The sequence below is a fragment of the Paenibacillus sp. Root444D2 genome (genome assembly GCF_001426375.1).
Lineage (GTDB): Bacteria > Bacillota > Bacilli > Paenibacillales > NBRC-103111 > Paenibacillus_E.
On sequence record NZ_LMEO01000015.1, the window covers coordinates 265 to 23,532 of the forward strand.

The window sequence follows — 23,268 nt, forward strand, 5'->3', positions numbered from 1 at the left end:
AATTGTATTTGAGAAAGAAAGATGCCTCTTAGTAAGTATGATTCCTCGAAAATTTGTTGCTTGTGCGACATGTGTTTCTTTCGCTATATCGATTCCCACAATGAGATGAGTCGTGGAAATTCGTTCGATCCGTTGATTTTGACCGTCAGATTGCTTAAACTTCATAATAAGAGCGCCTCCTTGATGGTGTTGGGTTATACCCTTTGACAAACCCATCATACCGAGGCGCTCCTTTTCTTTCAAAGTCCAATTCTTAGGACTAACAGGAATGTTTAGCTCCTTGATGGTGTTGGGTTATACCCTTTGACAAACCCATCATACCGAGGCGCTCCTTTTCTTTCAAAGTCCAATTCTTAGGACTAACAGGAATGTTTAGATGCCACGGTATATGCAAATTTGGCTATTCTGCTTAAATGGCGGCTTTTTATTTTATTGGATCAATTAACATCAAGATAAGACAAAGCCTGCCTGCAATTCGGCTGCCTTTTTTCTTAGGCTAATACTCCAGTCCAATTTCAATATTGCGTTAAGAATATGATTTCGAATGGAGGAAAATACTAATCAAAAATTTAATTAGGGAGTTTTTATCATGGAAATAATTAAACCCATTCAGCTTGGTTCAACTAAATCGAATATCAGTGAAAAATTAACATCAGCAGAAATGGGTAAACTTTGGGCAACATATATGGGAAACAGCATGTCAAAATGTATATTAAGCTATTACCTTCAACACGTTGAAGATGAAGAGATCAAGACTTTATTAGAGAATGCTTTAAAATTAAGCATAGAGTTCATGAAAACAACGAAAGATATTTTTAAGAAAGAAAACTTCCCAATTCCTAACGGTTTTTCAGAAGAAGACGTTAACCTTGGTGCTCCTCGTTTGTTTGAAGATGTATACTATGTTCATTACTTGAAATATGCATGTAAAGCAGGAATGAGTATTTATAACGTAGCCGTACCACTTGTTTATAGGAAGGATGTAACGGAGTTTTTTATTTATTGTATGGATTCTACCATGGCTTTGATGGGACAAATCAAAGATATATTAATGAATAAAGGATTAATCATTAAACCACCTATTATTCCAGTTCCAGATAAAGTGGAATTTGTTCATCAAGGTTTTTTAAATGGTTTTTTGGGACATGTACGTCCTTTACACGCATTAGAAATTGCTCATTTATATGATAATATTGAAAACAATGTAACAAGCAAAGCATTAATCATGGCATTTAGCCAAGTAGTAAAATCGGAAAAGATTCGAAAATTGTTTATAGAAGGTAAGGATCTGACTCATAAAAGCATTGAACAATATATGGAAAAACTACATAATGAAAATCTACCTTCACCATCATTTCTTGACCATTTGGTTACAACATCAACGTTTTCTCCCTTTTCAGATAAGTTAATGTTATTTCATAAGATTGACATGTTTTCAATGAAAATTAGAGCGTTTGGAAATTCTGCGGCTGTAAACGGAAGACATGATATGGGAGCCCTCTATGCAAAGTCATTAATGAAAATCTCATCATTTGTTGAAGATGCAGCGAAAATTTTGATTGATAACGGATGGATGGAGCAACCACCCTTTGCTGTTAATAGAGATAAGATAGCGTCTGAAAAATAATCGTTATTGTTAATGAGAAAAGAACCATCCGCGACTGGATGGCTCCTAGAATTTGATACTGGTCGGTTGTACCCACTGCATCTAATAGGTCCTTCGCAATAAAATCTGGTGATGCTTGCTCATACCATTTGTGATGGTATTTTTCCAAAGACTGCTTACCCCAGCCTATCTCGACAAGGATTCTTTTGGCTCCTACTGCGGCAGCTGCAAGCATATCAGTTGAACCCACATCTCCAATAACAGCACAATGAGTCAGATCTAGTTCATGCTCAGCTGCAGCTTTTTGAAGCATTCCAGGTCGTGGTTTATGACACTCACAGCCTTCTTCAGGCTCATGGGGACATATATACGCTGCATCGAATCCATAACTATCAAATTCTTTTTGAAATTCTAATTCTGTCGTTAGTCCCTTGGATATGTTGTGTTGATTAGTAAGGGCAAATATTTTAATTCCATGGTCTTTTAATAACTGCAATGCTGCTAAAGATGAAGGGAATAACTCAAAGTCTCGAGGATGAATGAAGTGACCGTTCCCACCTAATGTTCCATCACGATCGACAAAAACAGCTTCAATTTTCAATGAAATAGCCCCCTCATTGTGTAGTTGACAAATCTGGTAAGCCATCTGGTATTTTACCATGTGCGATTTCAATTATGTAATGAATCAATCCTTTCGGGAAAAACCTATAGTCATTAAGACTTATTACTGGAATCCACTCAATCCCAATGCAGTCCTCATCCGGAGCAATTCCATTTCCGACATTTTGCTCAAAAATGTGGTCCACCACATGAGTTTCGGGGTCTATCAAACTGTTTCCATGATGATTCCTACCAATCTACTCCCTAAGAAACACGAGTTGCTTTACATTTATAAGGCATCCTACTTCCTCTAGAAACTCCCTCTGAAGGGCTTCAACTAAATTTTCACCACGTTCTTGACCGCCTCCTGGTAAAGTATAGTCAGCATCGAATTTATCGTCATATTTCTTGATAGTTAATAACCTATTATCTTTAATTACGATTCCCTTAACACCACTTCCAACTTTCAATACGCACCCTCCTGTCAAAAGGATTTTAATAGTTACTATTCGATGGGGACTTCGGGATTCCTGTTAGACTTATATTTAAGTAATCTGCCCGTTACTTCAACGGACAACGGCTCCGATCGTTTGCCGGCTACCGTCGTGTTGTGATTGAACTATAGTATCCGTTAACTGAGTGTTGTCATGAAGCTAGACCTAGCTTCATTTGAGTGACTAGTCACAGCACGTAACGATCCTGTAAAATAAAGATATTAATCTATCCGATCGGAGATTTCCTAATGACAAATGTCTTCCCTGAATTGCATAACCTGTCCGACACTTATCCTTGTTTCCAAACAATCCCAGATAATGAGTGGGCCGCCGCCAAACCACGGCTTAGAACATTTTCTGTTAAATCGACCTTATTTCGTAAAGAGGATGCCGCTGAGTATGCCTTGTTCATCATTGCAGGAACAGTACAGATCACGAATGTGACCGAAGGGGGCCGTGAAGCGCTTTCCAACCGACTGTCAGCCGGTGATATATGCGCCATTATGGTGCTAAGCGGTTTAAGCGAACGCGAATACCCTGGTACCATTACGGCGGAGACCGAGGTGACGGCCCTGTTTGTTGCGAAGAGCTCGTTTTTAAGATGGATTCAAATGTATGCACCTATTCGGAATGCGGTATTTAGCAACATTTTGGATGGGTTGATACGTATGGGCAGCATCCTTTCAAGTAAAGTTGCGCAGCCACTGGACTCTCGGCTCGCCGAAACGCTGTTGAGGCTGACGTTGGAACAGCAGCCGACCGTCCAGATTACACATCAGCAGTTAGCTGTCGAACTAGGGTCCGCTCGTGAAGTAGTTAGCCGCGTTTTGAGCCGAATGCAAAAGAAGAGTTGGATCGATATGGGACGGGGTTGGATATCGGTTCGGCAGCGGGGAGCATTGATGGAGCTGGTTGGTGATCAGGTCACAGAAGGCAAGAACATCTCATGGTAAAGTATAAGTCAGTCGAGCCAGACTGAGGTTTACCCATTACATGACTAGGAGGCTATTACAATGAGAATGCCATTATCTAAGGGGGATATCGCCCCTGATTTCACGTTTACAGGTATCAACGGAGTTCCTCTCCAGTTGTCCGATCTTCGCGGCCGCAAGGTGTTGCTTGCGTTCTTTCGCAACGCCGCCTGCGCGATGTGCAACTTGCGGGTGCGGCATTTCATCCGGCGCTACAACCAGTGGAGCCTGTTAGGACTGGAGATAGTAGCTGTGTTCGAGTCTCCGGAAACTAGCATGTCCCAGTATGTCGGCCGCCAGGACGCTCCATTCCCGATAATTGCTGATCCTCAAGCCGATCTGTATAACCTATACGGTGTCGAAGTATCCGAGGAGAAGGTGAAAGCGACAATGGCTGATGCGAATACACAGAAGTTCGTAGCTGAGGCGGCGGCTGAAGGTTTCACTTTGACTCCGGAGGAAGGATCCAACTTCTATCGCGTCCCAGCCGAATTCTTAATCGACGACAACGGCATCGTACAGGATGCGCACTACGGCCAACTTGTGATAGATCACTTACCGCTCGACGTAATTGACCGTTTTGCTTCTAGTAATATTTCAGAAATATCTGTTGAAACTGAAGGTTAAGCCAAAATAGATCAGGTGATTAACATAGGTTTCATTCAGATTTTGGCATGCTTACATTAGCGACAAGAGGTTGGCACTTTCAAATACAAGATATTGGCAAATTGTTGGCGTAATACGAATAAGACTTTAACATCGGTAGTACCCGATATTAAGGTCTTTTCCTTTTGGGATTTCGGCGAAAAATGTGTGCCTTACTCAATTCGAAAACCTGCATCCGCTCTGGCGGGAGCCAAGGGATTATTAACCAATCTCCCCTTTTTAAACCAACTTATTGCCGGCGTTCAAAAACAAGACGTACAGCAAGACCAGTTAAAACACTCCCCATGAGCCAACGCTGTACTGATAACCACGTAGGGCGCGTGCCGAACCATGTGGCAACCCTACTCGCAGTAAGTATAATCAAGAGGTTGACTGTAAAACTAACAGTTATTTGAACTAGACCCAGAGACGCGCTTTGAAAAAACAATGATCCCCGCTCAGGGTTTTCAAACTGAGGCAGTAGCGACACATATAGAATAGCAATCTTGGGATTGAGCAGGTTAGTCATGAACCCCATTAGAAATAACTTCTTTGGCGGGTCAATTGGAAGATTTCGAGTCGACAAAATAGTTGTAGCTCCAGGCTTGACTGCATTCCAAGCAAGCCAGAGTAGATAAGCAGCACCTGCTATTTTGACTGTTTCGAAAATAAATGGAACTGCAGTAAAAAGTATCGTGAGTCCTAACATTGTTGCAATGATGTAAACAAGAAAACCAAGCATGACGCCAAGAAGAGAGATAAGCCCCGCCATACGCCCTTGCGTAATAGAACGAGAAATTAAGTAAATCATGTTTGGACCAGGAGAACAAACCATACCAAGCGAAACAAAGGCAAAGGATATCAAAGTACCGAAGCTCATGATAAGTTTTCTCCTTTCTGATGGATTCTTTTAAACCAGGGCCATATTTTACCTTTATAAGCTGCATAAAACTGTATAATTTTCTATGATTTTTGTCAATTTCGAAATTAATCTGCCCGATAGCGCAATGACGGCTGCCCCGCGGCAGCCGTTTTGGTGTTGAACTATCGTTTGCCGTTAGCTTAATCCTCCAACCTTTTCTTTAACATCTGTTCATCGTCTTTAACATAATTGCAATGTTCATACGTTTTAATTGCAGCGTTGTTCCTTCTACCTGTCAGTACCTTAATACTTTTCACTCCGCGTTCTCTAAGGTTTTCTTCCAGACAAGTAATAATTGCAATTGCAATTCCTTTTCTTCGAGCGACTTCTTCTACATAGAGTTCGGTAATTTCTCCGTGTGGTTCTTCATAACAAAATGAATAAAAACTTTGAGCACAGCCAAAACCAACGATTTTACTACTTATCTCTGCTACAGCAATCAATTCATTACGATTTATATTTAGGCGTTCAATTATCTTAGCTGGAGGTCTTTTTACACCATCGTTAAACTCTTGCGTTCATCAGCATCGGTTAAGGATGCTAGCCTTACACTAGCAACTGAATTCATTTCTAATCACCTCGTCCACTCATATATAGATACATATTCTACCATATTAGTACAATAAATTGTTGAAGAAAACTGCCCGAGGGAGTTGAGCGAAGTCGAATACAGTACTGGCGGCAAGGAAATGCTTCAAATTTAGAACTTTCGGCAAAGAAATGCTTCCAAAATCACAATAAAAACGGGATTCGCAGCTGCAGATCCCGTTTCAATTCATTGAACTATCGTACCCGTAATCTATTTTAGGAGACAAAGGTCATCTAACCGACTGGTAAACGAGACCTATGGCTCCAGAATCAAAGGTCTTGTTTTCGATAAGTTTAAGATTGACTTTCTCCTTGAGACCTTGAAATAACGGCAACCCGCTGCCGATCAGGACGGGAGAAACCGTAATTTTATACTCATCGATTAAATCAAGTTGCATAAGGTGGTGTGCGAACCTAGGACTGCCGAGGATGACCATATCCTTACCTGGCTGCTGTTTGAGGTTCTTGATCTCTTCCTCGACATCTTCTTTCACCAATCTGGAATTGTTCCATTCGACTTTGTCCAGTGTCGTGGAAAAAACGATTTTGGCTGTCTTATCGATCCACTCGGCATGATTCCGTTCATGCTGCGAAGCTGATGGGTTCGAAGGCACAGATGGCCAATAACCGTGCATTAATTGATAAGTCCCTCGTCCCCAAATGACGGTATCGGCAGTACTTAGAATTTCTTTCGCGTATTTCTCTAAATCACCATCGTAGGAAATCCAGCCAATGTCCATTGCACCGTTTGGCCCTTCTACAAAACCGTCAAGCGATGCGTGCAAAAATAGAACGAGTTTTCTCATTTTCAGTGCTCCTTTGTTCATGAGGGATGTCTACATTAGTTACATTTTAGCACATTTCAGCTTGGATTGTTTCTTATGGATTGCTAAGCTAAACTACCAGTTAGCGCAATGAAGGCCGCCAATCTGTTCGCGGCAGCCTCGTTTGAGTGGGTTGTATCCATACAAGTCGGTTTTTGATCTTGATTTTTGGCCTTCTACTATTCATAAGGCTGGTTGTTTTTCCATCGCTTCTCGCCATTGTTCTTCCGTTCCTACAAAAAAGGTAAGTTTATCAGGGAACTTTTCAGTTTGTCCATGGGGTCCACCCTGCCCGCCCCCTGATGTGCCCTGCCCATGGATCATTGGCACATCTGTTGGTAAATCAATTAGTCGACCATCTTGCTCAACATAAATTAAAACCATTGTTCCTGAAACATTCTTGCTTGCAGTCATTAGTTTTCCAGAAGGTGGGACCTTATAGATAAAAGTACGGTCTTCTTTTTTTAAAGCAGGAAAACCAGGTTGTTCGTATGTAATCTCAACCCATCCCGTAAACCCTTTTGGCAATAAGAACTTATGTGTAGTTCCCTCCGTTATATTTAATAAAATAATGCCTCCAACCACAATGGAAATAGTTACTATCGCAATGAAGAACGGAATTATTAAATTAGAAAGACGTGCCTTATTTATCATTACCGATCTCCCCCTACTTCCTAGCTTAGTCCTTTATATACTTAGACGGAGGAATAGATATTTTGTTCTTTGCAACTGATAATAATTATTTCAATTCTTACTTGAACTAGACTGCCCTTTAGTTGAATAGCAAAAAAGGACCCACAGCAACGGGCTGAGGGTCTAAGTTTTATATTTTAAAGGGGGTCGACTTTTATTATATGCTTGATTCATTAATGCCACATGAAAATAAGATTTCAATCATATTACATTTACATAGACTAATCAAACGCTAAATAGCTTGCTTCATTAGCGTTTTTACTGTTTTTTACTTTTGACTTTTCAACCGGTTTTAGAAACTCAGGTGTCGTCTTTACACTAACAATACCAAGATCCTTGGGTAGATTTTCATCCTCTACTATTTGAAAACTTAAGATAAATTCCGAGAATGAGTTTGCTACTAAGTAAACATTATTCCATAATTCCTCTTCTGAGGGGGCAAAGTGTTCTTGGTCATGATCCCAAAAGTAAATTTTTCCCCATACATCCTCAGTAACCCCAATGCAAAGTTGATCCCCACCAGTAATATCCACAAAAGGTATCATGCTTTCAGGCATTCGCCCTAGATAGCATTCGATATTACTGATTAATTCGTTATTGTCATTTTGCAAGTTATAAAAATACCCCATTCTCCCTCGTTCATTGTGTTTTGGAATGTTGGTTATTAGTGAATAGCTTATTTGATGGTTATAGTTTATTTCCTACCCATATAGAGACACATTTATTGGAAATATCTTACCACAAATTACTTACACTTAACTACGTTATCCTGCCCGTTAGTTCAACATAACAAAAAAAAAGCCGGTACTCGCAAATACCGGATTACTTCTTATTTACGTCTACATATGGATAATCATGTTATTCATTCACACGACTCACAATTTTTAGAACCGCATCTCTCGTTAATTTGTTTCCACCAACAGCGATGAGGTTTACCGTAGCATGAGCTAGCGCTAGTGGTACCTTGCAAAATTTCAACGCTGGACCTTCCTTCAGGTCTGCGACATATGAGTCGGCTAGTTGTAAATTGCGACGTGTGTACTGTTGCATCTCCTTGAATCCCCAACCGTCAGGAAAGAAGTCAACGCCACGTTTAAGATCCTCCACTCTATTTCGGAGGATATTTACCGACTGAAGTCCTCTTCCGAAGGCAATCGCCTTCGTTAGATCGGATTGAGTCCCGTCATGCCACAACCATAGTTCTGATAGCATTTCTCCAACCATACCAGCCACGCTATAGGTATAGCGGTCCAAATCCTCTTCCGTATGAATGTTCCACCCGTTTTGAACCCATTCGGCCATTTGTAACGACATCTTTGCTATGTAATGATATACGATTGGAGCTCCAGAGGCTGGACAAAGAAGCGCCCACTCATCGAGTTGCATTGTAACTTCCGGTAATACTGCCCCATACGGTGATAGTAATTTTTTTGTTTCGATACTATGTGGGGATTGGAATGTTTCGTGTATCCCGAGTAATAATTCCACTTTCAATTGGTCTGTAAGTTCATCATGATCCTCGATTTCATCTATAGCTCGCATACACAAATAGGCAGATGTTACAGCCTCCCTCAATCCTAAATCCAAGTAACTTATCGGAATATAAAAAGTACGGCTCGTTTTCTTCAACATGGTCATTGCATCATTCAGAACGACGTTATTAATAGATTTTCCCTCCAAGTAATAGCTTAGCTTCTAACTTATTCATAGCTTGATATCATGATAACATACGTTGATATTGTCAATCCAAATATACTAAGCCGCCTTTTAGTTTAATAGCAAAAAGAGACCCACAGCAACGGGCTAAGGGTCTAAGTTCATATTTTAAAGGGGCGGCCGACTCTTAGTATAATCTTAAATGATTAATGCCACATGAAAATAAGATTTCAATCATGTAACAATTACTTAACTATCGTATCCGTTAGCTCAATTGTCTGGATTCGGGATGATGCAACCATCACTCGCTCATTATTTTATTTTCAAATCCTCTCTAATTTTTTTACCTCATTGTAAATTAAATCCTCCTTTCCAGATTTGAGTATCTTCTAATTTAACTTAAACAGTAAGAATTATTGGTTTGCTTTAATATAATTATCATACCATTCCCTACCAGAAGCCCACTTTTTAGAAGCGGGATTCTCTTTTAGTATTTCAGTACAGGCGATTGCCATAATATATTCTTCTAATCCATTTTTATCACTATTAGCAAATTTGTTGAGCATATAATTTAAAGACTTTTCTCCTTGCAAAACAATGTATTTGTAATCCTTATTACTATCTACACCCTTAATATAGTCATATGGATTAGAGGATAGTGATACTGTATAATCTTTTGGATTAGTAATATTGTTAAGTTTTCCTTCGATTGTTTGCTCAAAGGTTTTATCCGTTGATATTTTCTTTGCAGTATTACTGCAACCAATCAAACTAAATACAAATAAAACAACGAGACATATAACCATCACGTTCATTAATCTTTTTCTCATTAATTTCTCCTTTCTTCCTTCTATAACCCTAAACGCTTATTCCAATAAATGTATTATTATAAAGTTCGATGAAGTATGATTTTTTCAGGGTAAATACTTCCAATTATACTGCCCTTTAGCGTAACAGGACTACCCAATCGCTCGGTAGCCCCTGTGTTACTTTATCACTTTATAGTATTTCTGTAGTTAATCGAGCGCCCAAATACCTAAAAACACAAACCCGATACCGAGTAGGATATAAATTACTTTAACTAACCACCAAGGTAATGCTCTTAATAACGCACCAAATTAAATTAACGACAAAGAAAATTATCCAAACAAAAAATGAATCGGAAACACCTTCGATATCACGTGATTTTAATTCTTCGGCAATTGCATCTTGTTTGCGTTTTTCACTTTTAACAACTATTATGCCTAATGTAAGAAAAATGAAAGCGATAGACCAAAAAATAATGGCACCAATAAGCTCTAAGGTCAAACCTCCACCTCCGAATTAGATGTAATATTCCGTTCATATATTTTTTCCATAATTCAGAAATTGAAACACTACTGTCCGTTAGTTTAGTCGCTGGGGCGGCCATCACTTTACAAAACCTGCCTAACAAAGATTCTTCATATAGAATAATCATCACTCCAACCTACTAAAAAAGCGTTCACCCAGTAGAGTGAACGCCTAATTACTTCTTTTTTTCTTCACCACATGTTATTTATCAGTGTCTCAATAAAGGAAGGGATTATCTAATTCGATGCTTCTCAGTTTTTGAATCATAATAGCGCCAATGTATTCTCTCGCCACCGTTAACCCCGAACTTAGTCCAATGCCCCGTAAATGGCAGCCCGAAGTCGAGGATGAATGAAGGGCTCAAGGCTCGGCAGCAGCTGCTGCATGTACACGACGGACAATTCTTCCTTAGGATCGACCAACAAGTAAGATCCGGCTAGACCAGCCCAGCCGAATTCACCAATCGAGCCGTTGATGCCGCCGGCTGCAGGATCGGTCATAACACGAACCCCCAAACCATAGCCATAACCACTCATATGCGGCCAGTTAAAATCCTTCATCTGTTGTGGATTTAAATGATTGGTTGCCATCAAATGAACCGTTTTCGGGCTAAGAATCCTCACCCCTTCCAGCTCCCCGCCCTTCGCCAGCAGCTGCGCAAATCGGCTGTAATCGCCGATCGTCGAAAGCAGGCCACCTCCGCCGCTTTCATGACGGCTTCCCGGTTGATAGCGGGCGTCCATCCTGGTATTAGGAGTAAGCGTGCCGTCTTCTGCACAATCGTACATGGTACATAAACTTTCCCGCTTATCCTCCGATATCCGAAATGAGGTGTCGGTCATTCCCAACGGAACGAAAATTTCCTTCTGCAGAAACTCTCCGAATGTTTGTCCGGACAGCACTTCGATCAATGCTGCCAAGATATCGTGGCTTGTACCATACTTCCAGTGCGTGCCGGGATCGAAAGCCAGCGGAACTTCTGCCAACGCTTTGGACAAAGCCTGCATGTCTACTGTCGCTGCAGCGTTCTCCATGATTGTACGGGTTTGCTGTTCGGTTTCCGTGCCGTCACCACCATACGTAAGCCCAGAGGCCATCGTGAAAAGATCCTTGATCCGGATCGGACCCACTGCAGGGGATAAAGACTTGGTACCATATTCGTTATATCGGTACACCTGCGGATTTTTGAACTCCGTCAGGTATTCCTCCAACGGATCGTTAAGCAGATAAAGTCCTTTCTCATAAAGCATTAGTGCCGCTGCGCAGGTAATTACCTTGGTCATCGAATAGATCCGGTAGATTGTATCTGGAGTGATCTCCTTCTTCTTCTCCAAATCCGCATAACCCAGGGTTTCCTGATAAACAACTTCTCCCCGCCGCACAACGGTACAGGCACAGCCGGTAGGCCCCTTTTCCATGACACTCTTAAGTAGCGGTGTCAATCGTTCATTCAGTCGCTTACTTGGGTTCATTTTCCTATCCCTTCCCAGAAACGTTTTCAACTATAATTATAACATAATCTTCCATAAGAATTAGAGCAATACCTTTTTATCTCGGTTTTTTAGAAACGATCGTTTGTGTAATAATCTGATGCTACTATTAGCCGTGACCGTTTGCGCTGATAATGATATGTTGACTGAATCTGCCCGGTAGCTGAGAAGGCCGCCGATCGTTTGATGTCGAAAGCCTTCTCTTGATGTTATTTAACTAATGTATCCGTTAGCTCAATGACCAATAATCTAGAATTAAATAATATTGCCTTCTACATTATACAGATGCCCCAGCCCAGCGAATTCTATCAGTTATCTACCCAGTATCCGAAACCCTATATTTTTGAAACTAAACTGCCCGTTCAACCGGGTCAGTTTTACACTCGTTCTAAAGGACGAAATGGTTCAGGTGGTAGGTCAACTCGGACTGGGTCCCCAACTCGAACTTCTCCCCCAGTTAGCACGATAGCCATTACACCAGCTTTTCGGATTAGATTCCCCTTCTCATCGTGGTCCAACACCGCACTTAATAGACCCGACTGGAAATTATCTATTTGTGCGCAAGGATTGCGAAGTCCCGTGATTTCAACAACTGCTAATTCACCGATATACAGCTTTGTGCCTGTTGGAAGTCCGAGTAAGTTTATCCCACGGGTTGTAATGTTCTCGCCCATCTGCCCGGTCTCGACATTAAAACCTACATTTCGTAGTTCATCCAACAACTCCGAATGAATGAAATGAACCTGGCGCAAGTTGGGTTGATTCGGGTTTTGTGCAACTCGTGAACGATGCTTTACGGTCTTTCCCATGTGTGCGTCGCCTTCAACTCCCAGACCAGCAAGAAGCCTAATGACATCGACTGTTTCTTTGCTAAAAGTATGAGTTGCACTACAGCTGACTGACACAACTACTCCAACTTGAGTTTCAAGGTTATTCGCCATTCACAACGCCTCCACTCCGAATTGAAAATAAACCTGTCAAAAACAATCATAAGTGTCGCCTTTGTAAGTTGCAACGTTCATTCAAGATTTCTGCCCTTTGGTCAACTAAAGTTTTGTATTAGCGCAACAGTTCACGTTTTTTTGTAACTATTATGCTTGTATTGAACTTTCTTTAATTTTCTATAACAATTTCCCCTTCATCCCTTGGTTCTTCAAACCCATTGAGAAAAGTTGTCAATATATCCTCAGTTATCGTAAAGGCTGCATTGGCATCAAAACGTTGGCTACGAATCTTAAGGCGCGTTCGTAATTCATCAGGATGTACTTTCAAGTAAATAAGTCTCCATTTCCCACCGGAGTTTTCAATAAGCCGCTTATATTCATCCCTTTCGGATCGGTTCCAAAAACTGGAGTCGACTACAACCTGTTTTTTATCTTCAATTAACTTTACTAGTTTATTACGTAATCTTATATGCGCTTCTTCCAAGTACTCCCTATATTTTTCAACGGGATAATCAATTCCATATCGACCATTAGTAGACCAAACCTCTTCATCAATAGAAAGACGTACATAACCATACTTTTCCAAATTTTGAGAAAAGGTAGTTTTTCCCGAACCGGCTATTCCACACATTAGTACGATTAAAGAGAAATCACGATCTCGTTCTCGATCAATCAAATGCTCTATACTCAACTTCTCTAACATAATTTATCCCTCCTAATTAGTAGTATCGGTAAAGAAATTGCCCTAATTATACCATTTTTGATGAAAACAACACTCAACTTTCCTGCCCGTCCCTCAGTAGTGAGTTTATAGAAAATTGAATCGTTAACTATTGTACGGCTAGATAAGGTTAAGTAATTTGTATATGAAATGGGAGCCACCCTTGACAGAAAATGAAAACACAAATACAAGGAGTCGTAATTCATCATGAGAATTGACGGGAAGCACAATGCATTGATTACAAAAGAATTCGAATCTATGTCCATAGTTGCTCAACCAATGAATTCGCCACGTTATACAGTTGCAAGCATCGATAAGCATCAGGCAAGGATCCTGGAAAAACGGTGAAATACATATTTCATCAACATCTTTTGCCCTCATTGCAGACAACTAAATTCATTCGAACACATTAAGTAAGCACCTCAAAAAACTGGGTGCTTTTTCTTTTTTAATTAATGCAAGCGTAGACATCTGCAAATCCCCGATTTTTTAAGCATGCCAAAGGTTGTTACCATGGCAACACATTCATAGTTTGTATAGCGCCCCTTTATTGAACTAACGTTCACCGTTAGTTGAACAATCTTAGAGGTAAATTCGTTTCCCAGTTGACTCCTTATACAAACAATACTTATCAAACAAACTTCCATGCTCATCTATAGCTTGCAATTCCAAAGAATTAGTAGTCATAACGATATTAAGAAAATGGGGTACCGCTAAGGATTGTGCTGTATGCCAAGATCTTTTAGGTAAAAACCAATCAGGCATCGCTCCTGCCCCACCAGCAACAATATAAACGATCCCTTTTTCAAAATCGACCTTACCATTACAGATTGGGTGACTTCGTTCGTACACAATCGTATGAGAATTAATGACCAAATCGACTCCATACTGTTCCATTAGAGGGCATAGTTCTTGTAAATCTTCGACCTGATACCCACCAGATACAAAAGGAGGGTAATGAAAATAAACAATTTTCCATTTTGCAGAAGTTGATTGTAAATCGCGAATAAAAAAATCAAACTGCTCATTCCCAGGTACCATCTTCCCCGAACTATTTGGGTAGGTTTCACGTTCAATGAAATCTGTGCTGTCTAAGCAGATAAAGTGGGTATCTCCATAGTCAAATGAGTAGTAATTTTTTGGGGAATTGTAAGCAAAAAAGTCATAGTACCATGAGGCATTATCCTCATGATTGCCTAAGCAACTATAAAACGGAGTATTCGTTAGGAACTCCTTACCTGGACCAAAAAAATATTTCTCCCAATCCTCGTAATTATTTCCGTCATTAACAATATCCCCAACAAACAAGGTAATATCGGGGCGGTATCTTTGCATTTGACTAAATATATTCCGATTTATTTGCCCCTCGGATTTATCGAAACCGCTATATCCACCAGTTTCACTCGTCACAGTAAATGAAAACGACTCTCCCCTCCGAACTGCCGTTTTGAGGAAATGGTATCCTGATTCGATCTCACCTCGCTCATTCACCGAACGTACCTGATAAAAATAAAGGGTATTGGGTTCTAAGTGATTAACTGTAAGCCGATGAATCGTTGAATACTCATTTTCATCTACGGTTACAAGCACATGTTCGGGTTTCTTGTAATTCCCCTGATATCCGCTATGTATTCTTTCAGCCATTAAGACATTTACAGTTGAAGAAGCAGGTTCTGATGTCTCCCACATAATGGTTATGGAATTTTCAGTAGGACACTGTAAGTAAGGTCCCTTCACAATAGTTAACATGTTATACAAGCCTCTTTTCGCTTAAATATATTATGCCAAAATAAAGAACGTACGTTCACTAATCATATATCATTTTCCATTATTTTTACATGAATAATTATCATCATCCAGCCCGATAGTTGAATGAAAACCAAAAAGAAGCCGCCTCAAGGCAGCTTCTCTTCCGCTATCGAGGGAGCGTAATGATCCATCGCCAAGGAAGAACAAATTCGAGTCAGGATTGAACTATCGTGTTCCGTCCCTCGGTTCAATAATGTTCTTCACACCTGGTTGAATTGAGATACAGAAACACTGATCATTTTTTTGCTAATCCTTAATCATGTCAATGACTTGCTTCGCAAACGCAGCATAGGGTTCGATCAGATCAGGACTCCGATCAATAGCCCACCTGAGGTTATCGAAAGCCCTTAATAGCAGCAAATGCCTCGTTTCCTTTGAATTCCTCAACACTTGCGCTTTCTTCTAGTCCTAGGATTTGGTAATGCATCAATTGAGCAACAGTTGCATGCGGTACCACGCTTACTTCTGCATTCCAATCCAGCAATATAACTTGGTTTGCCTGATTGACAATCGTATTCTTTAAAGAGATATCTCCATGGTTTAAACCGAAGCGGAACGGTTCACTCTTCAAATTTTCAAACAGTTTTCTTACTCTCTGCGATTCCATCTGAGTGATTACTCCAAGCTCAATCAAGCGATCATGCTCAGTCAAACTATTGATATTATACTGCACATACCCTTGCCAACTGCCGTCTGATCCGGCATGAGAAGGTGACTGAAAATCACCAACTACTGGATCAATCAGATTCCCTCCATATCCCTTCACTTGAATCGAATGAATAAGCTTGGCATATTCGCCCAGTTTCCTCCAAACATCGGACTTGGGAACAGTACTGTCTAACCCGTTGTCACCCTCAATAAAGGATTGAATCATATATGCGCTTTCATCAACTATACCAATAGACAACACCTCAGGTCCAGGAACGCCAACTGCGGCTGCTTGCTCGATACACCATTTTTCTTTGATAAAGCTTGGAAATGTATCTTTATCGTTCATGCGGACAACAACTTTGCGACTCTCCGTCTCAACTACGCAAACCTGATTTGTGATGCCTTTACCTATGATCTGATATGAAGTTTTTACTTGTTCCAGAAGAAAATCGCCTGCAATTCGTTCTGCTTGTATAACTACAGAGTCTTCCATAGTTTCTTTAATCCCCCTCAAGTGTCGTGCTTCGAACAGTTTACCACACACTTTTTTGGAAAGTACGTTTATAACTAAACTATACTGCCATTAGCTTAATGAAAATAAGGAGCAGCTGCAGTGGCAAGACTGCTCCTTATTGGATTGAACTAACGTTTCCGTTAGTTGAACGATAAAGACTGCCCAAGGGCAGTCAGATGTATTCAACTACGTATGCACTTTTTCGAACTCATCTTTAGTTAAGCCATAAATATATTCGTCGTAATGTTGGCCCTTAGTAAAGACCATGTTCCTTATTCTTCCCTCTTGAACGAAGCCCAGATGCTCCTGCAATGCTACAGAACCCTCATTAAATGCATAGACGTGAGCATTAATCTTACAATATCGTAATTCCTCAAAGTAATACCGCAGTAATATTGTTATGGCTTCAGAAGCGTAACCTTTACGCCAATGCTCACGAAATATCGAAACCCCATATTTGAAGGTTCCATAACGAGGAGTACAGTTATTTGTGCATATGCTCCCGACGAGTATTCCATCGAGCGTTTCTATTGCCATGAAGACATTATCACCATTTGAGGGATTAATGGATTGGTGTTCGGCCCACGCCTTTGTACCTTCTTCTGACCTTGGGAAGTGTATCTCGTCACATAGTCTAGCGTTCTCCGAATCAAGATCATTGTTATGGAACTTTTCCCAGTCGGTGGGTAACACCGGACGCAACTTAACTTTTACACCAGCCCAAACGTAACTATTCATATTGATCCTCTTAATTCTTTGGTAATCCCTGCAAGAAAATGTCGAATATATTCAACGATCTAGTGTGTTCATCAAGATCCTCTTTAGTAATTTCAATTCCAGATGGAAAAAGATTTACCCATTGAAGGTTTAATGCATTAATTGCAGGAATCCAACAATCGTAAAAGAATTCTTCAGTTGCCACAGGTACAGCGAACGATTTTTCATATTCGTTTTGTGGTGTAGATATAAATGCAAGAACCGACACATTAACCCCACCTTTTCTTTACAGTTACGCTTTTTATTTCAACATTGCTACCAAACTATCCTGCCCGTTACTACAACGAACAGGAGCAAATCGCCGCAGCGTCTGCTCCCGTTTATTGAGCAATTGTACTTAATTAGAGCTTAAAAAGCACGGTTAATTCACCCAAAACCCGATCTGCAGCAATATAAATGCCCATCCAGTATACAAAACAGTATACAACCCGCCATATGCAAGACTTAAGCCAACTCGATTACGGCACGCCCTCCCTTTTAGAAAGACATATCGGTATGCCCTATAAAACAACCAATACAGCATTATACCCATAAACACGATAATCCCCCAGAGCATGTTACCGACCAAAAAAATAAGAATGAGCATCACAATCGTAATGGCGATCCAGGCAATAACTGTTAGTACGATCCCAAATAGGCCTTCTCCGGAGAACTCTACCGGAAACAGGTCGCCCACCGAAGCAATATCCAGTACATCCCACTTTCCAAACGGTTTCCACCCTTCCTTATATAAGGGATCGTTCTGCAACCTTACTCCCCTGTACAAACCAAAGGACAGAAATGTAAAGAGTACTACGGCTAAAACGCCGGTCGTGATCTCGAGCTCTACTAAAATTGAGCGATGGCCGATGGCAAATACCAGGACTAAGGTAAGGACCATGGCAGAAAGGGATAACAGCGTCGCCGTCTTCGCATTAATCACCTTATAACGTTTCAAAGATTAGCCCCCCAGTTGTTTTCTTCATACCATACGAAGCAAGCTTTCGCTCAGTTTCAATAGCTAGAATAAGTAGCCGGCGATATTTACCGCATACCAGAGGCGTTATTATTTAGCAGAATCGTGCGTTCACGTAACGAGGCCACCTCATCTCTGCGGCAGCCTAGTTGTATAGTAAATTGAAATATTGTTCTGTGTTAGAGTTTAGCAGCTCATTAACTAAAATGCTTCTTTAGAACAGATAATTTTACAAATCTTTTATCGTACCTCTGCCGTTCCAGAAGGTTATTTAACCAATATAAGGCTCTTTGTTCTTCCCTATTTCTAATAAACGTTTCAATCGCTTTCTTGAAATTACGGTGATATTTAAACTCCTCTTTGGATGTTAACTCCAGTGCTTGATGGTAATAATCGGATGCTTGATTAAGTTCCTTCATTTTTTCATACATAATCCCCAAATAAATCAAACCACTTGCTATTTCTTTTTTAGAGAATGGTTGTTTTAGTGCATCTTTCATCGTTTCAATTGCTTTTTTCCTAAGAAAAATCAATTCATAGGAATTTGCTCTTTCTACATAATGTTCATATTTTCTAAGAGGTCTGATTAACGAAAAAATCCCCATATTCAACCTACCCTCTAGGCTTTTTCAGCTAATTTCCCTCAAGTGTTGGTAAAATATTCATCAGCGCAATCTGCCCTTTAGTTGAATAGCATAAAAAGGACCCACAGCAACGGGCTGAGGGTCTAAGTTTTATATTTTAAAGGGGGTCGACCTTTATTATAGGCTTGATTAATTAATGCCACATGAAAATAAGATTTCAATTATGTTACATTTACTTAACTCTTGTTTCCGTTAGCTCAATCGATCTTTTACTTAAAATATTTAAGATATCCCCAAAGGAGTAAAATCGGGATAGCTGCAAGAAAACATGCTATAGAGATGCTGTCACTTTGTTTTTTATCATTGGTGGTTTCTGTATTATCATTAGCTCGTTGGCGGTCACCTGATATCAGTGCGCCACTTGTAATAATAGTAGAGATTATTAGAATTAAACCAATGCAGCCCGATATTCGTTGACTAAAACCACTATTTAGAAATAATGACAAAATAAAAATTTAGTGTTTTATATGAATCTCATTTATTGACCATCGGTGCATGTTTACGCTTTCCGCCGTTTTTGTCATACAGATATCGCAAATGGTATGATACATGGTGAATCTGAATGGATTACATCTATGACAGTAAAAGGAAGGCTATTATGAATTTGTCATCATTATTTACTGCTATTGCACCACTGGATTTGAGAAGTTGTTTAATAATTCAGCAAGGCCAGCTTGCCTTTAAACACTATAGAGATCCTCAAACGGCAACAGCAATAGCAAGGATCAACTCCTGCACCAAAAGTGTCCTAGCCTCGCTGATTTGTATCGCAATTGATAAGGGATTGCTGCCGCCACTAATGACACCCATATCCGTATTTTTCCCACAGCTTGCTTTGTACCGTGATTCCCGCAAGCAGGAAATTACACTGCAGCATCTGTTGACGATGTCTGCCGGATTTGACTGGACAGAGTTTGGTGGACAGAATTCCTTCCCGCGTATGACTAGATCACCCAATTGGGTGAATTTTGTTTTGGAACAGCCCTTATCGGATTCTCCTGGAGCTAGAATGGAATACAATTCAGGGGTTTCACAATTATTGTCTGCCATCTTGGTACAAGCAACGGGTATGACAACTGCCCGCTTTGCTGAGTTATATTTGTTTGGGCTTCTTGAAATTGAATCCTATAAGTGGGAAATTGACCCTCAAGGCATTCATACAGGTGGATTTGGACTTTGGCTTCGCCCCTCAGATATGCTGAAGTTCGGGCAGCTATATTTACAGCAAGGAAAATGGGATAACAAACAGCTCATTTCACAGGAACTGGTCGCACGTTCGGTACAATCCGCAATACTCGTGGAAGCTCCTCGCCATGGCTACTATGGCTGGCATTGGTGGACTGATTCATACCCTGTTGATCCAAACGATTCGTCCTCGCATTCTGTGGAGTACTATTACGCCCGTGGATATGGAGGACAATATATTCATATAGTCCCTAGTCTTAAGACCGTTGTTGTTCTAACCAATGATAAACGAAAAAAAGAACAGTACCCTGCAGATGTGTTCCGCCAATTAATCGCACCTTTACTGCAGCAGCAGCTATAATACATTTTCGTGCACCCAATAGACGCCGTAAGATCTTCCGGTGTCTTCCATAAACATACTAACTTTGTTTTGACGTGTTCTTAATCCAAAAATAAAAGGTAATAGTAAAAACGATTATAGCGAGAATAAGTAACAAAGCACCGATTAAAATTGGTAAGTATGTACCACTTTGTTTATTTAATTCCTAAATAAAATTTATTCACTCTACTTCACTATGCTGTCAGTTACCTCAACGCGGCTGCCGATTCATGCCGGCAGCCGCGTAGTTTTTTGATATATTAAAAAGTGACGGGAACCTCCACCAAATCTTGAATGCTGCCGTCGCGGGCGCTGCGTGTGTACACCATCAATGTACCGTTTTGTGTAGTGGGAGATTGATCAAACTGGAGCTTTACGTCGAATAATCCAAAGGCTGGAGCGCCTTGTGCAGCCGTTACAGCTCGTTCTTCCGTAATGAAACGCCCCATCGCGTCGCGAATTTGGTAATTTATCGTCGCTTCGAACGCTCGGGCTCTACCCGTCAAATGCTGTCCGGGAGCAATCCTCGTTCCGGGCAAAGGCTCTAACACTACGATATTCGTCGAGGACGGAAGCGGGACGACCAAACGGAAACCGGGATAAATGACATCAGGTGATAAACCCTGGCGGTTTCGGTTGGCTCGAATCAATTCGCTCATGGATGTTCCGAAACGGCGGGAGATCCTGTACAGAGAGTCTCCCTGCTCTACTTCGTATACGAAGGCGGCAATAAACAACAGCTGAGCCACTCGGAGAATGTCCGGATGCTGTATTTGGTTGAGTCCGGCCAACATATCAACGCTTACAGAAAAACGTTCAGCGATCCTAAATAGTGTATCTCCCTGCTGAACCTGATATAAAACAGAGCTTTGCTCCGCCATACCTGGCAATCTCGCTACCAGTACTTGACCTGGAAAGATTCGGTCGGGGTCTGTAACAGATGGATATAACGCATTAATCTGCACTAGCGACGGTACGTTGGTGCCCAATTGTTCAGCAATCGTATACAAGGTGTCACCCGGACGAACAGTATACAACAAGTGGGTCCCTGATGAAATCGGCATGGAGACGCAACTCCTCTTTAAGTAGGTTTATACCCATCATATGCCGTATTCGTCCGCTTACGTGATTATCGTTGAACCTTGACTGCCCGACAGCCGTATCCATCTCAGGAAGTTTGAACCAGACTGGCCCGAGCCACGATTCGGTGCGATACCAATCGCGCCACACCTCATTCACTTTTACTTTTTGGGGGCTCAACGCTGCACCTGTTTCCAAGCCAGAGGGGGAACGAAGCAACTTTGTTTCATTTTGGAGTTGAACCTCACGCCTTACCTCCTCCATACCGTACAACGATTCGTAGCGTGGAGCGATCCACCTATCGCCGTTCTGCGTTTCGATCAGATAACGGTCTCCCCATTTCGACTTGATTTTGACGGTTTGTGGGGCTAATTGAATCCAAGTCGGCTTAGTAAGGCCCGGATCGAAGTATATCGGCTCAACACCGAATAATTCAAGATTCGCTTGGGACGGAACTTGCTCTCCAAGCGCTGCATTGAATGGCATAATCCACGCCTTGCCGACCCAAGTAGAGATCTGGTAGATAGGCACTAAATACCCTTCCCCATGCCCTACTCTTCTTTGGCTTGTATTAAGTATTGTAACCGTTTGGGGAGCCAGTATCCCGATCGTAGTCCCGTTATCGCTGAGCAGGGTTGTGTTTTCAAACAAGGTAATAGTGTTTTCTTTCGGCATGTTCGTCTCGGTTGACATGGCAAAGGCTGAGTACTTCTCCCAACCCAAAGTCCCTACGCATAAAGCCAGAGTTATTACAAGTACCAACTTCTTTTTCATGATCAGGCTCACATCTCCCTTCACCTGAAAGACTGTTCATTTTGCTTAATAACGCTAAACTGAACTGAAAGGTTGCGTGTATTAAGGAGAGCATTGCCATTTTTTCTTCCTTAAAAGCAGAAAATGCGTTGCTCTGCTGTCCTTTAGTTTAACGAAAATAAAGGATTAGCTGCCGACTGACAAAGCTGGCTCCTCCACTATCAGTACCTCGTTAGATTAATGAGTAATATAAGTACATTATGAATATTTTAATCAGCAAGATTACTAAAACTGCGATCCATCCAAAAAAGAAAAGACCTAAACAAGCACTATACATTTGTTTCCCGAAACTCTTTTTTTCATCTGAGATCTTGAGTGTTAATAGAAAACTTATTAATACTAAAAAAAATAAAGACCAAAAATGCTCTTGAATAGACAGATGACTCCGCCAAATAAAAACGTAGCTAATATAAAATAAAATATAGATTCTTTCTTGTTCATTTTTCACCTTCGATTTTTAAATGAAACTAAATACCTGCATGTAAGTTCTTGTCTTACGAAAAAGACAAGAACTTACATCCATAAAATAATAAATCCGCGCTGAGCTCGGATCTCTATAGATATATGTTCTTGTCCTCTTACAGGTGGGGCGCGTTCAAGCTAATATCTTCATTCGTCGGAATGTAGTATGGAACAATCTTATGCTTCGGTTTGATCCATTTGTACCCGAGCCATGTCTGGATACGGTAATATCCGTGATAAGTACCCATAGATTTCAATGGCTATGGAGAAATCGTATTCATTGTTTTCCCTTGGTTCGATGGTTCATCATATAAAAACTCTTCTCTTGACGGTTGAATCCATTCGAAAAATTCTTCGGGATATTCGGGATGTTTCGGTCTAATCCAAGACTCCCCTTGTTCAGTAGTAATCTTGTACCAAATCAATGGCTCAGATTCATTTATGAATCGATCGTGCCATCCCGGTTCCGCATCTAGCACGCTCACTACTTGCTTCAACAGCTATCCCTCCAAT

27 protein-coding genes and 1 pseudogene are annotated in these 23,268 nt (G+C 40.8%); 4 read left to right on the forward strand and 24 right to left on the reverse strand.

Annotated elements, in window-relative coordinates:
* Positions 1–165: pseudogene (locus ASD40_RS39360) on the reverse strand (IS110 family transposase); the annotation flags it as partial.
* A gap of 424 nt (positions 166–589) precedes the next feature.
* Here ASD40_RS39360 and ASD40_RS11210 point away from each other — a divergent pair.
* Entirely contained in the window at positions 590–1,627 is a 1,038-nt protein-coding gene (locus tag ASD40_RS11210; protein ID WP_057303379.1) for a DUF3231 family protein, read from the forward strand.
* Here ASD40_RS11210 and ASD40_RS11215 read toward each other — a convergent pair.
* On the reverse strand, positions 1,596–2,207 hold the full coding sequence (locus ASD40_RS11215; RefSeq protein WP_063870760.1) for an HAD-IIIA family hydrolase: 612 nt from the start codon (positions 2,205–2,207) through the stop codon (positions 1,596–1,598). The genes ASD40_RS11210 and ASD40_RS11215 overlap by 32 nt on opposite strands.
* Positions 2,208–2,463: 256 nt before the next feature.
* On the reverse strand, positions 2,464–2,676 hold the full coding sequence (locus tag ASD40_RS11220) for an NUDIX domain-containing protein (RefSeq protein ID WP_057303380.1): 213 nt from the start codon (positions 2,674–2,676) through the stop codon (positions 2,464–2,466).
* A gap of 272 nt (positions 2,677–2,948) precedes the next feature.
* Between ASD40_RS11220 and ASD40_RS11225 the strand changes: the two genes are divergently transcribed.
* Together ASD40_RS11225 and ASD40_RS11230 are read left to right on the forward strand one after the other, a co-directional pair.
* A complete protein-coding gene (locus ASD40_RS11225; RefSeq protein ID WP_057303381.1) occupies positions 2,949–3,653 on the forward strand; it encodes a Crp/Fnr family transcriptional regulator in 705 nt (234 codons plus the stop codon).
* Positions 3,654–3,713: 60 nt separating this feature from the next.
* Positions 3,714–4,298: a peroxiredoxin family protein gene (locus ASD40_RS11230; RefSeq protein WP_057303382.1), complete on the forward strand. Its 585-nt coding sequence runs from the start codon at positions 3,714–3,716 to the stop codon at positions 4,296–4,298.
* 268 nt (positions 4,299–4,566) lie between these two features.
* On the opposite strand, the gene ASD40_RS11235 is transcribed toward ASD40_RS11230, so the two are convergent.
* The 18 genes from ASD40_RS11235 to ASD40_RS39365 form a co-directional block, all read right to left on the reverse strand.
* A complete protein-coding gene (locus ASD40_RS11235; protein WP_057303383.1) occupies positions 4,567–5,199 on the reverse strand; it encodes a LysE family translocator in 633 nt (210 codons plus the stop codon).
* Positions 5,200–5,378: 179 nt separating this feature from the next.
* Complete coding sequence (locus ASD40_RS11240) at positions 5,379–5,714, reverse strand: GNAT family N-acetyltransferase (RefSeq protein WP_082562179.1); 336 nt, start codon at positions 5,712–5,714, stop codon at positions 5,379–5,381.
* A gap of 342 nt (positions 5,715–6,056) precedes the next feature.
* Positions 6,057–6,632, reverse strand: a complete 576-nt coding sequence (locus ASD40_RS11245) for a dihydrofolate reductase family protein (protein WP_057303384.1) — start codon at positions 6,630–6,632, stop codon at positions 6,057–6,059.
* 201 nt (positions 6,633–6,833) lie between these two features.
* Positions 6,834–7,304 (reverse strand): DUF6843 domain-containing protein, encoded by a 471-nt coding sequence (locus ASD40_RS11250; RefSeq protein WP_057303385.1) that lies wholly within the window; start codon positions 7,302–7,304, stop codon positions 6,834–6,836.
* Between the two features lie 260 nt (positions 7,305–7,564).
* Positions 7,565–7,972, reverse strand: coding sequence for an SMI1/KNR4 family protein (locus tag ASD40_RS11255; protein WP_057303386.1), 408 nt, complete (start codon positions 7,970–7,972; stop codon positions 7,565–7,567).
* Positions 7,973–8,201: 229 nt separating this feature from the next.
* Positions 8,202–8,981, reverse strand: coding sequence for a squalene/phytoene synthase family protein (locus ASD40_RS11260; RefSeq protein ID WP_057303444.1), 780 nt, complete (start codon positions 8,979–8,981; stop codon positions 8,202–8,204).
* A 431-nt stretch (positions 8,982–9,412) separates the two neighbouring features.
* The gene (locus ASD40_RS11265; protein WP_057303387.1) at positions 9,413–9,829 is read right to left on the reverse strand and encodes a hypothetical protein; all 417 of its coding nucleotides are present in this window, start codon (positions 9,827–9,829) and stop codon (positions 9,413–9,415) included.
* A 247-nt stretch (positions 9,830–10,076) separates the two neighbouring features.
* Positions 10,077–10,307 (reverse strand): hypothetical protein, encoded by a 231-nt coding sequence (locus tag ASD40_RS11270; RefSeq protein ID WP_057303388.1) that lies wholly within the window; start codon positions 10,305–10,307, stop codon positions 10,077–10,079.
* A 332-nt stretch (positions 10,308–10,639) separates the two neighbouring features.
* Positions 10,640–11,803, reverse strand: coding sequence for a serine hydrolase domain-containing protein (locus tag ASD40_RS11275; protein WP_057303389.1), 1,164 nt, complete (start codon positions 11,801–11,803; stop codon positions 10,640–10,642).
* Between the two features lie 395 nt (positions 11,804–12,198).
* Positions 12,199–12,762: an MOSC domain-containing protein gene (locus ASD40_RS11280; RefSeq protein ID WP_057303390.1), complete on the reverse strand. Its 564-nt coding sequence runs from the start codon at positions 12,760–12,762 to the stop codon at positions 12,199–12,201.
* 172 nt (positions 12,763–12,934) lie between these two features.
* Positions 12,935–13,468, reverse strand: a complete 534-nt coding sequence (locus ASD40_RS11285) for an AAA family ATPase (protein ID WP_057303391.1) — start codon at positions 13,466–13,468, stop codon at positions 12,935–12,937.
* A 600-nt stretch (positions 13,469–14,068) separates the two neighbouring features.
* Positions 14,069–15,235: a metallophosphoesterase gene (locus ASD40_RS11290; RefSeq protein WP_057303392.1), complete on the reverse strand. Its 1,167-nt coding sequence runs from the start codon at positions 15,233–15,235 to the stop codon at positions 14,069–14,071.
* A gap of 394 nt (positions 15,236–15,629) precedes the next feature.
* A complete protein-coding gene (locus ASD40_RS11295; protein ID WP_235549224.1) occupies positions 15,630–16,439 on the reverse strand; it encodes an aminoglycoside phosphotransferase family protein in 810 nt (269 codons plus the stop codon).
* Positions 16,440–16,646: 207 nt separating this feature from the next.
* Entirely contained in the window at positions 16,647–17,198 is a 552-nt protein-coding gene (locus tag ASD40_RS11300; protein ID WP_057303393.1) for a GNAT family N-acetyltransferase, read from the reverse strand.
* Between the two features lie 10 nt (positions 17,199–17,208).
* The gene (locus tag ASD40_RS11305; protein WP_063870762.1) at positions 17,209–17,445 is read right to left on the reverse strand and encodes a hypothetical protein; all 237 of its coding nucleotides are present in this window, start codon (positions 17,443–17,445) and stop codon (positions 17,209–17,211) included.
* Between the two features lie 153 nt (positions 17,446–17,598).
* Positions 17,599–18,174 (reverse strand): hypothetical protein, encoded by a 576-nt coding sequence (locus tag ASD40_RS11310; RefSeq protein ID WP_057303394.1) that lies wholly within the window; start codon positions 18,172–18,174, stop codon positions 17,599–17,601.
* A 215-nt stretch (positions 18,175–18,389) separates the two neighbouring features.
* Entirely contained in the window at positions 18,390–18,797 is a 408-nt protein-coding gene (locus tag ASD40_RS11315) for a tetratricopeptide repeat protein (protein WP_057303395.1), read from the reverse strand.
* A 248-nt stretch (positions 18,798–19,045) separates the two neighbouring features.
* The gene (locus tag ASD40_RS39365) at positions 19,046–19,282 is read right to left on the reverse strand and encodes a DUF5316 family protein (protein ID WP_162251229.1); all 237 of its coding nucleotides are present in this window, start codon (positions 19,280–19,282) and stop codon (positions 19,046–19,048) included.
* Between the two features lie 152 nt (positions 19,283–19,434).
* Between ASD40_RS39365 and ASD40_RS11320 the strand changes: the two genes are divergently transcribed.
* On the forward strand, positions 19,435–20,382 hold the full coding sequence (locus ASD40_RS11320) for a serine hydrolase domain-containing protein (RefSeq protein ID WP_057303396.1): 948 nt from the start codon (positions 19,435–19,437) through the stop codon (positions 20,380–20,382).
* Positions 20,383–20,660: 278 nt separating this feature from the next.
* Here ASD40_RS11320 and ASD40_RS11325 read toward each other — a convergent pair whose 3' ends face one another.
* The 3 genes from ASD40_RS11325 to ASD40_RS11335 form a co-directional block, all read right to left on the reverse strand.
* Positions 20,661–21,464, reverse strand: coding sequence for a LysM peptidoglycan-binding domain-containing protein (locus ASD40_RS11325; RefSeq protein ID WP_057303397.1), 804 nt, complete (start codon positions 21,462–21,464; stop codon positions 20,661–20,663).
* A complete protein-coding gene (locus tag ASD40_RS11330) occupies positions 21,415–22,254 on the reverse strand; it encodes a hypothetical protein (RefSeq protein ID WP_057303398.1) in 840 nt (279 codons plus the stop codon). Before ASD40_RS11330 ends, ASD40_RS11325 begins: the two co-directional genes overlap by 50 nt.
* A 761-nt stretch (positions 22,255–23,015) precedes the next feature.
* Complete coding sequence (locus ASD40_RS11335; protein WP_057303399.1) at positions 23,016–23,252, reverse strand: hypothetical protein; 237 nt, start codon at positions 23,250–23,252, stop codon at positions 23,016–23,018.
* Between the last annotated feature and the right edge of the window lie 16 nt (positions 23,253–23,268).

Excerpts from the sequence above, each read along its gene's own strand:
- ASD40_RS11225 (WP_057303381.1), top strand. The coding sequence starts at position 2,949 with ATGACAAATGTCTTCCCTGAATTGCATAACCTGTCCGACACTTATCCT.
- ASD40_RS11245 (WP_057303384.1), bottom strand. The coding sequence starts at position 6,632 with ATGAGAAAACTCGTTCTATTTTTGCACGCATCGCTTGACGGTTTTGTA.
- ASD40_RS11290 (WP_057303392.1), bottom strand. The coding sequence starts at position 15,235 with ATGTTAACTATTGTGAAGGGACCTTACTTACAGTGTCCTACTGAAAAT.
- ASD40_RS11295 (WP_235549224.1), bottom strand. The coding sequence starts at position 16,439 with ATGGAAGACTCTGTAGTTATACAAGCAGAACGAATTGCAGGCGATTTT.
- ASD40_RS11255 (WP_057303386.1), bottom strand. The coding sequence starts at position 7,972 with ATGGGGTATTTTTATAACTTGCAAAATGACAATAACGAATTAATCAGT.
- ASD40_RS11265 (WP_057303387.1), bottom strand. The coding sequence starts at position 9,829 with ATGAGAAAAAGATTAATGAACGTGATGGTTATATGTCTCGTTGTTTTA.
- ASD40_RS11320 (WP_057303396.1), top strand. The coding sequence starts at position 19,435 with ATGAATTTGTCATCATTATTTACTGCTATTGCACCACTGGATTTGAGA.
- ASD40_RS11325 (WP_057303397.1), bottom strand. The coding sequence starts at position 21,464 with ATGCCGATTTCATCAGGGACCCACTTGTTGTATACTGTTCGTCCGGGT.
- ASD40_RS11250 (WP_057303385.1), bottom strand. The coding sequence starts at position 7,304 with ATGATAAATAAGGCACGTCTTTCTAATTTAATAATTCCGTTCTTCATT.
- ASD40_RS11275 (WP_057303389.1), bottom strand. The coding sequence starts at position 11,803 with ATGAACCCAAGTAAGCGACTGAATGAACGATTGACACCGCTACTTAAG.
- ASD40_RS11285 (WP_057303391.1), bottom strand. The coding sequence starts at position 13,468 with ATGTTAGAGAAGTTGAGTATAGAGCATTTGATTGATCGAGAACGAGAT.
- ASD40_RS11260 (WP_057303444.1), bottom strand. The coding sequence starts at position 8,981 with ATGACCATGTTGAAGAAAACGAGCCGTACTTTTTATATTCCGATAAGT.
- ASD40_RS11300 (WP_057303393.1), bottom strand. The coding sequence starts at position 17,198 with ATGAATAGTTACGTTTGGGCTGGTGTAAAAGTTAAGTTGCGTCCGGTG.
- ASD40_RS11210 (WP_057303379.1), top strand. The coding sequence starts at position 590 with ATGGAAATAATTAAACCCATTCAGCTTGGTTCAACTAAATCGAATATC.
- ASD40_RS11315 (WP_057303395.1), bottom strand. The coding sequence starts at position 18,797 with ATGGGGATTTTTTCGTTAATCAGACCTCTTAGAAAATATGAACATTAT.
- ASD40_RS11280 (WP_057303390.1), bottom strand. The coding sequence starts at position 12,762 with ATGGCGAATAACCTTGAAACTCAAGTTGGAGTAGTTGTGTCAGTCAGC.
- ASD40_RS11230 (WP_057303382.1), top strand. The coding sequence starts at position 3,714 with ATGAGAATGCCATTATCTAAGGGGGATATCGCCCCTGATTTCACGTTT.
- ASD40_RS11330 (WP_057303398.1), bottom strand. The coding sequence starts at position 22,254 with ATGAAAAAGAAGTTGGTACTTGTAATAACTCTGGCTTTATGCGTAGGG.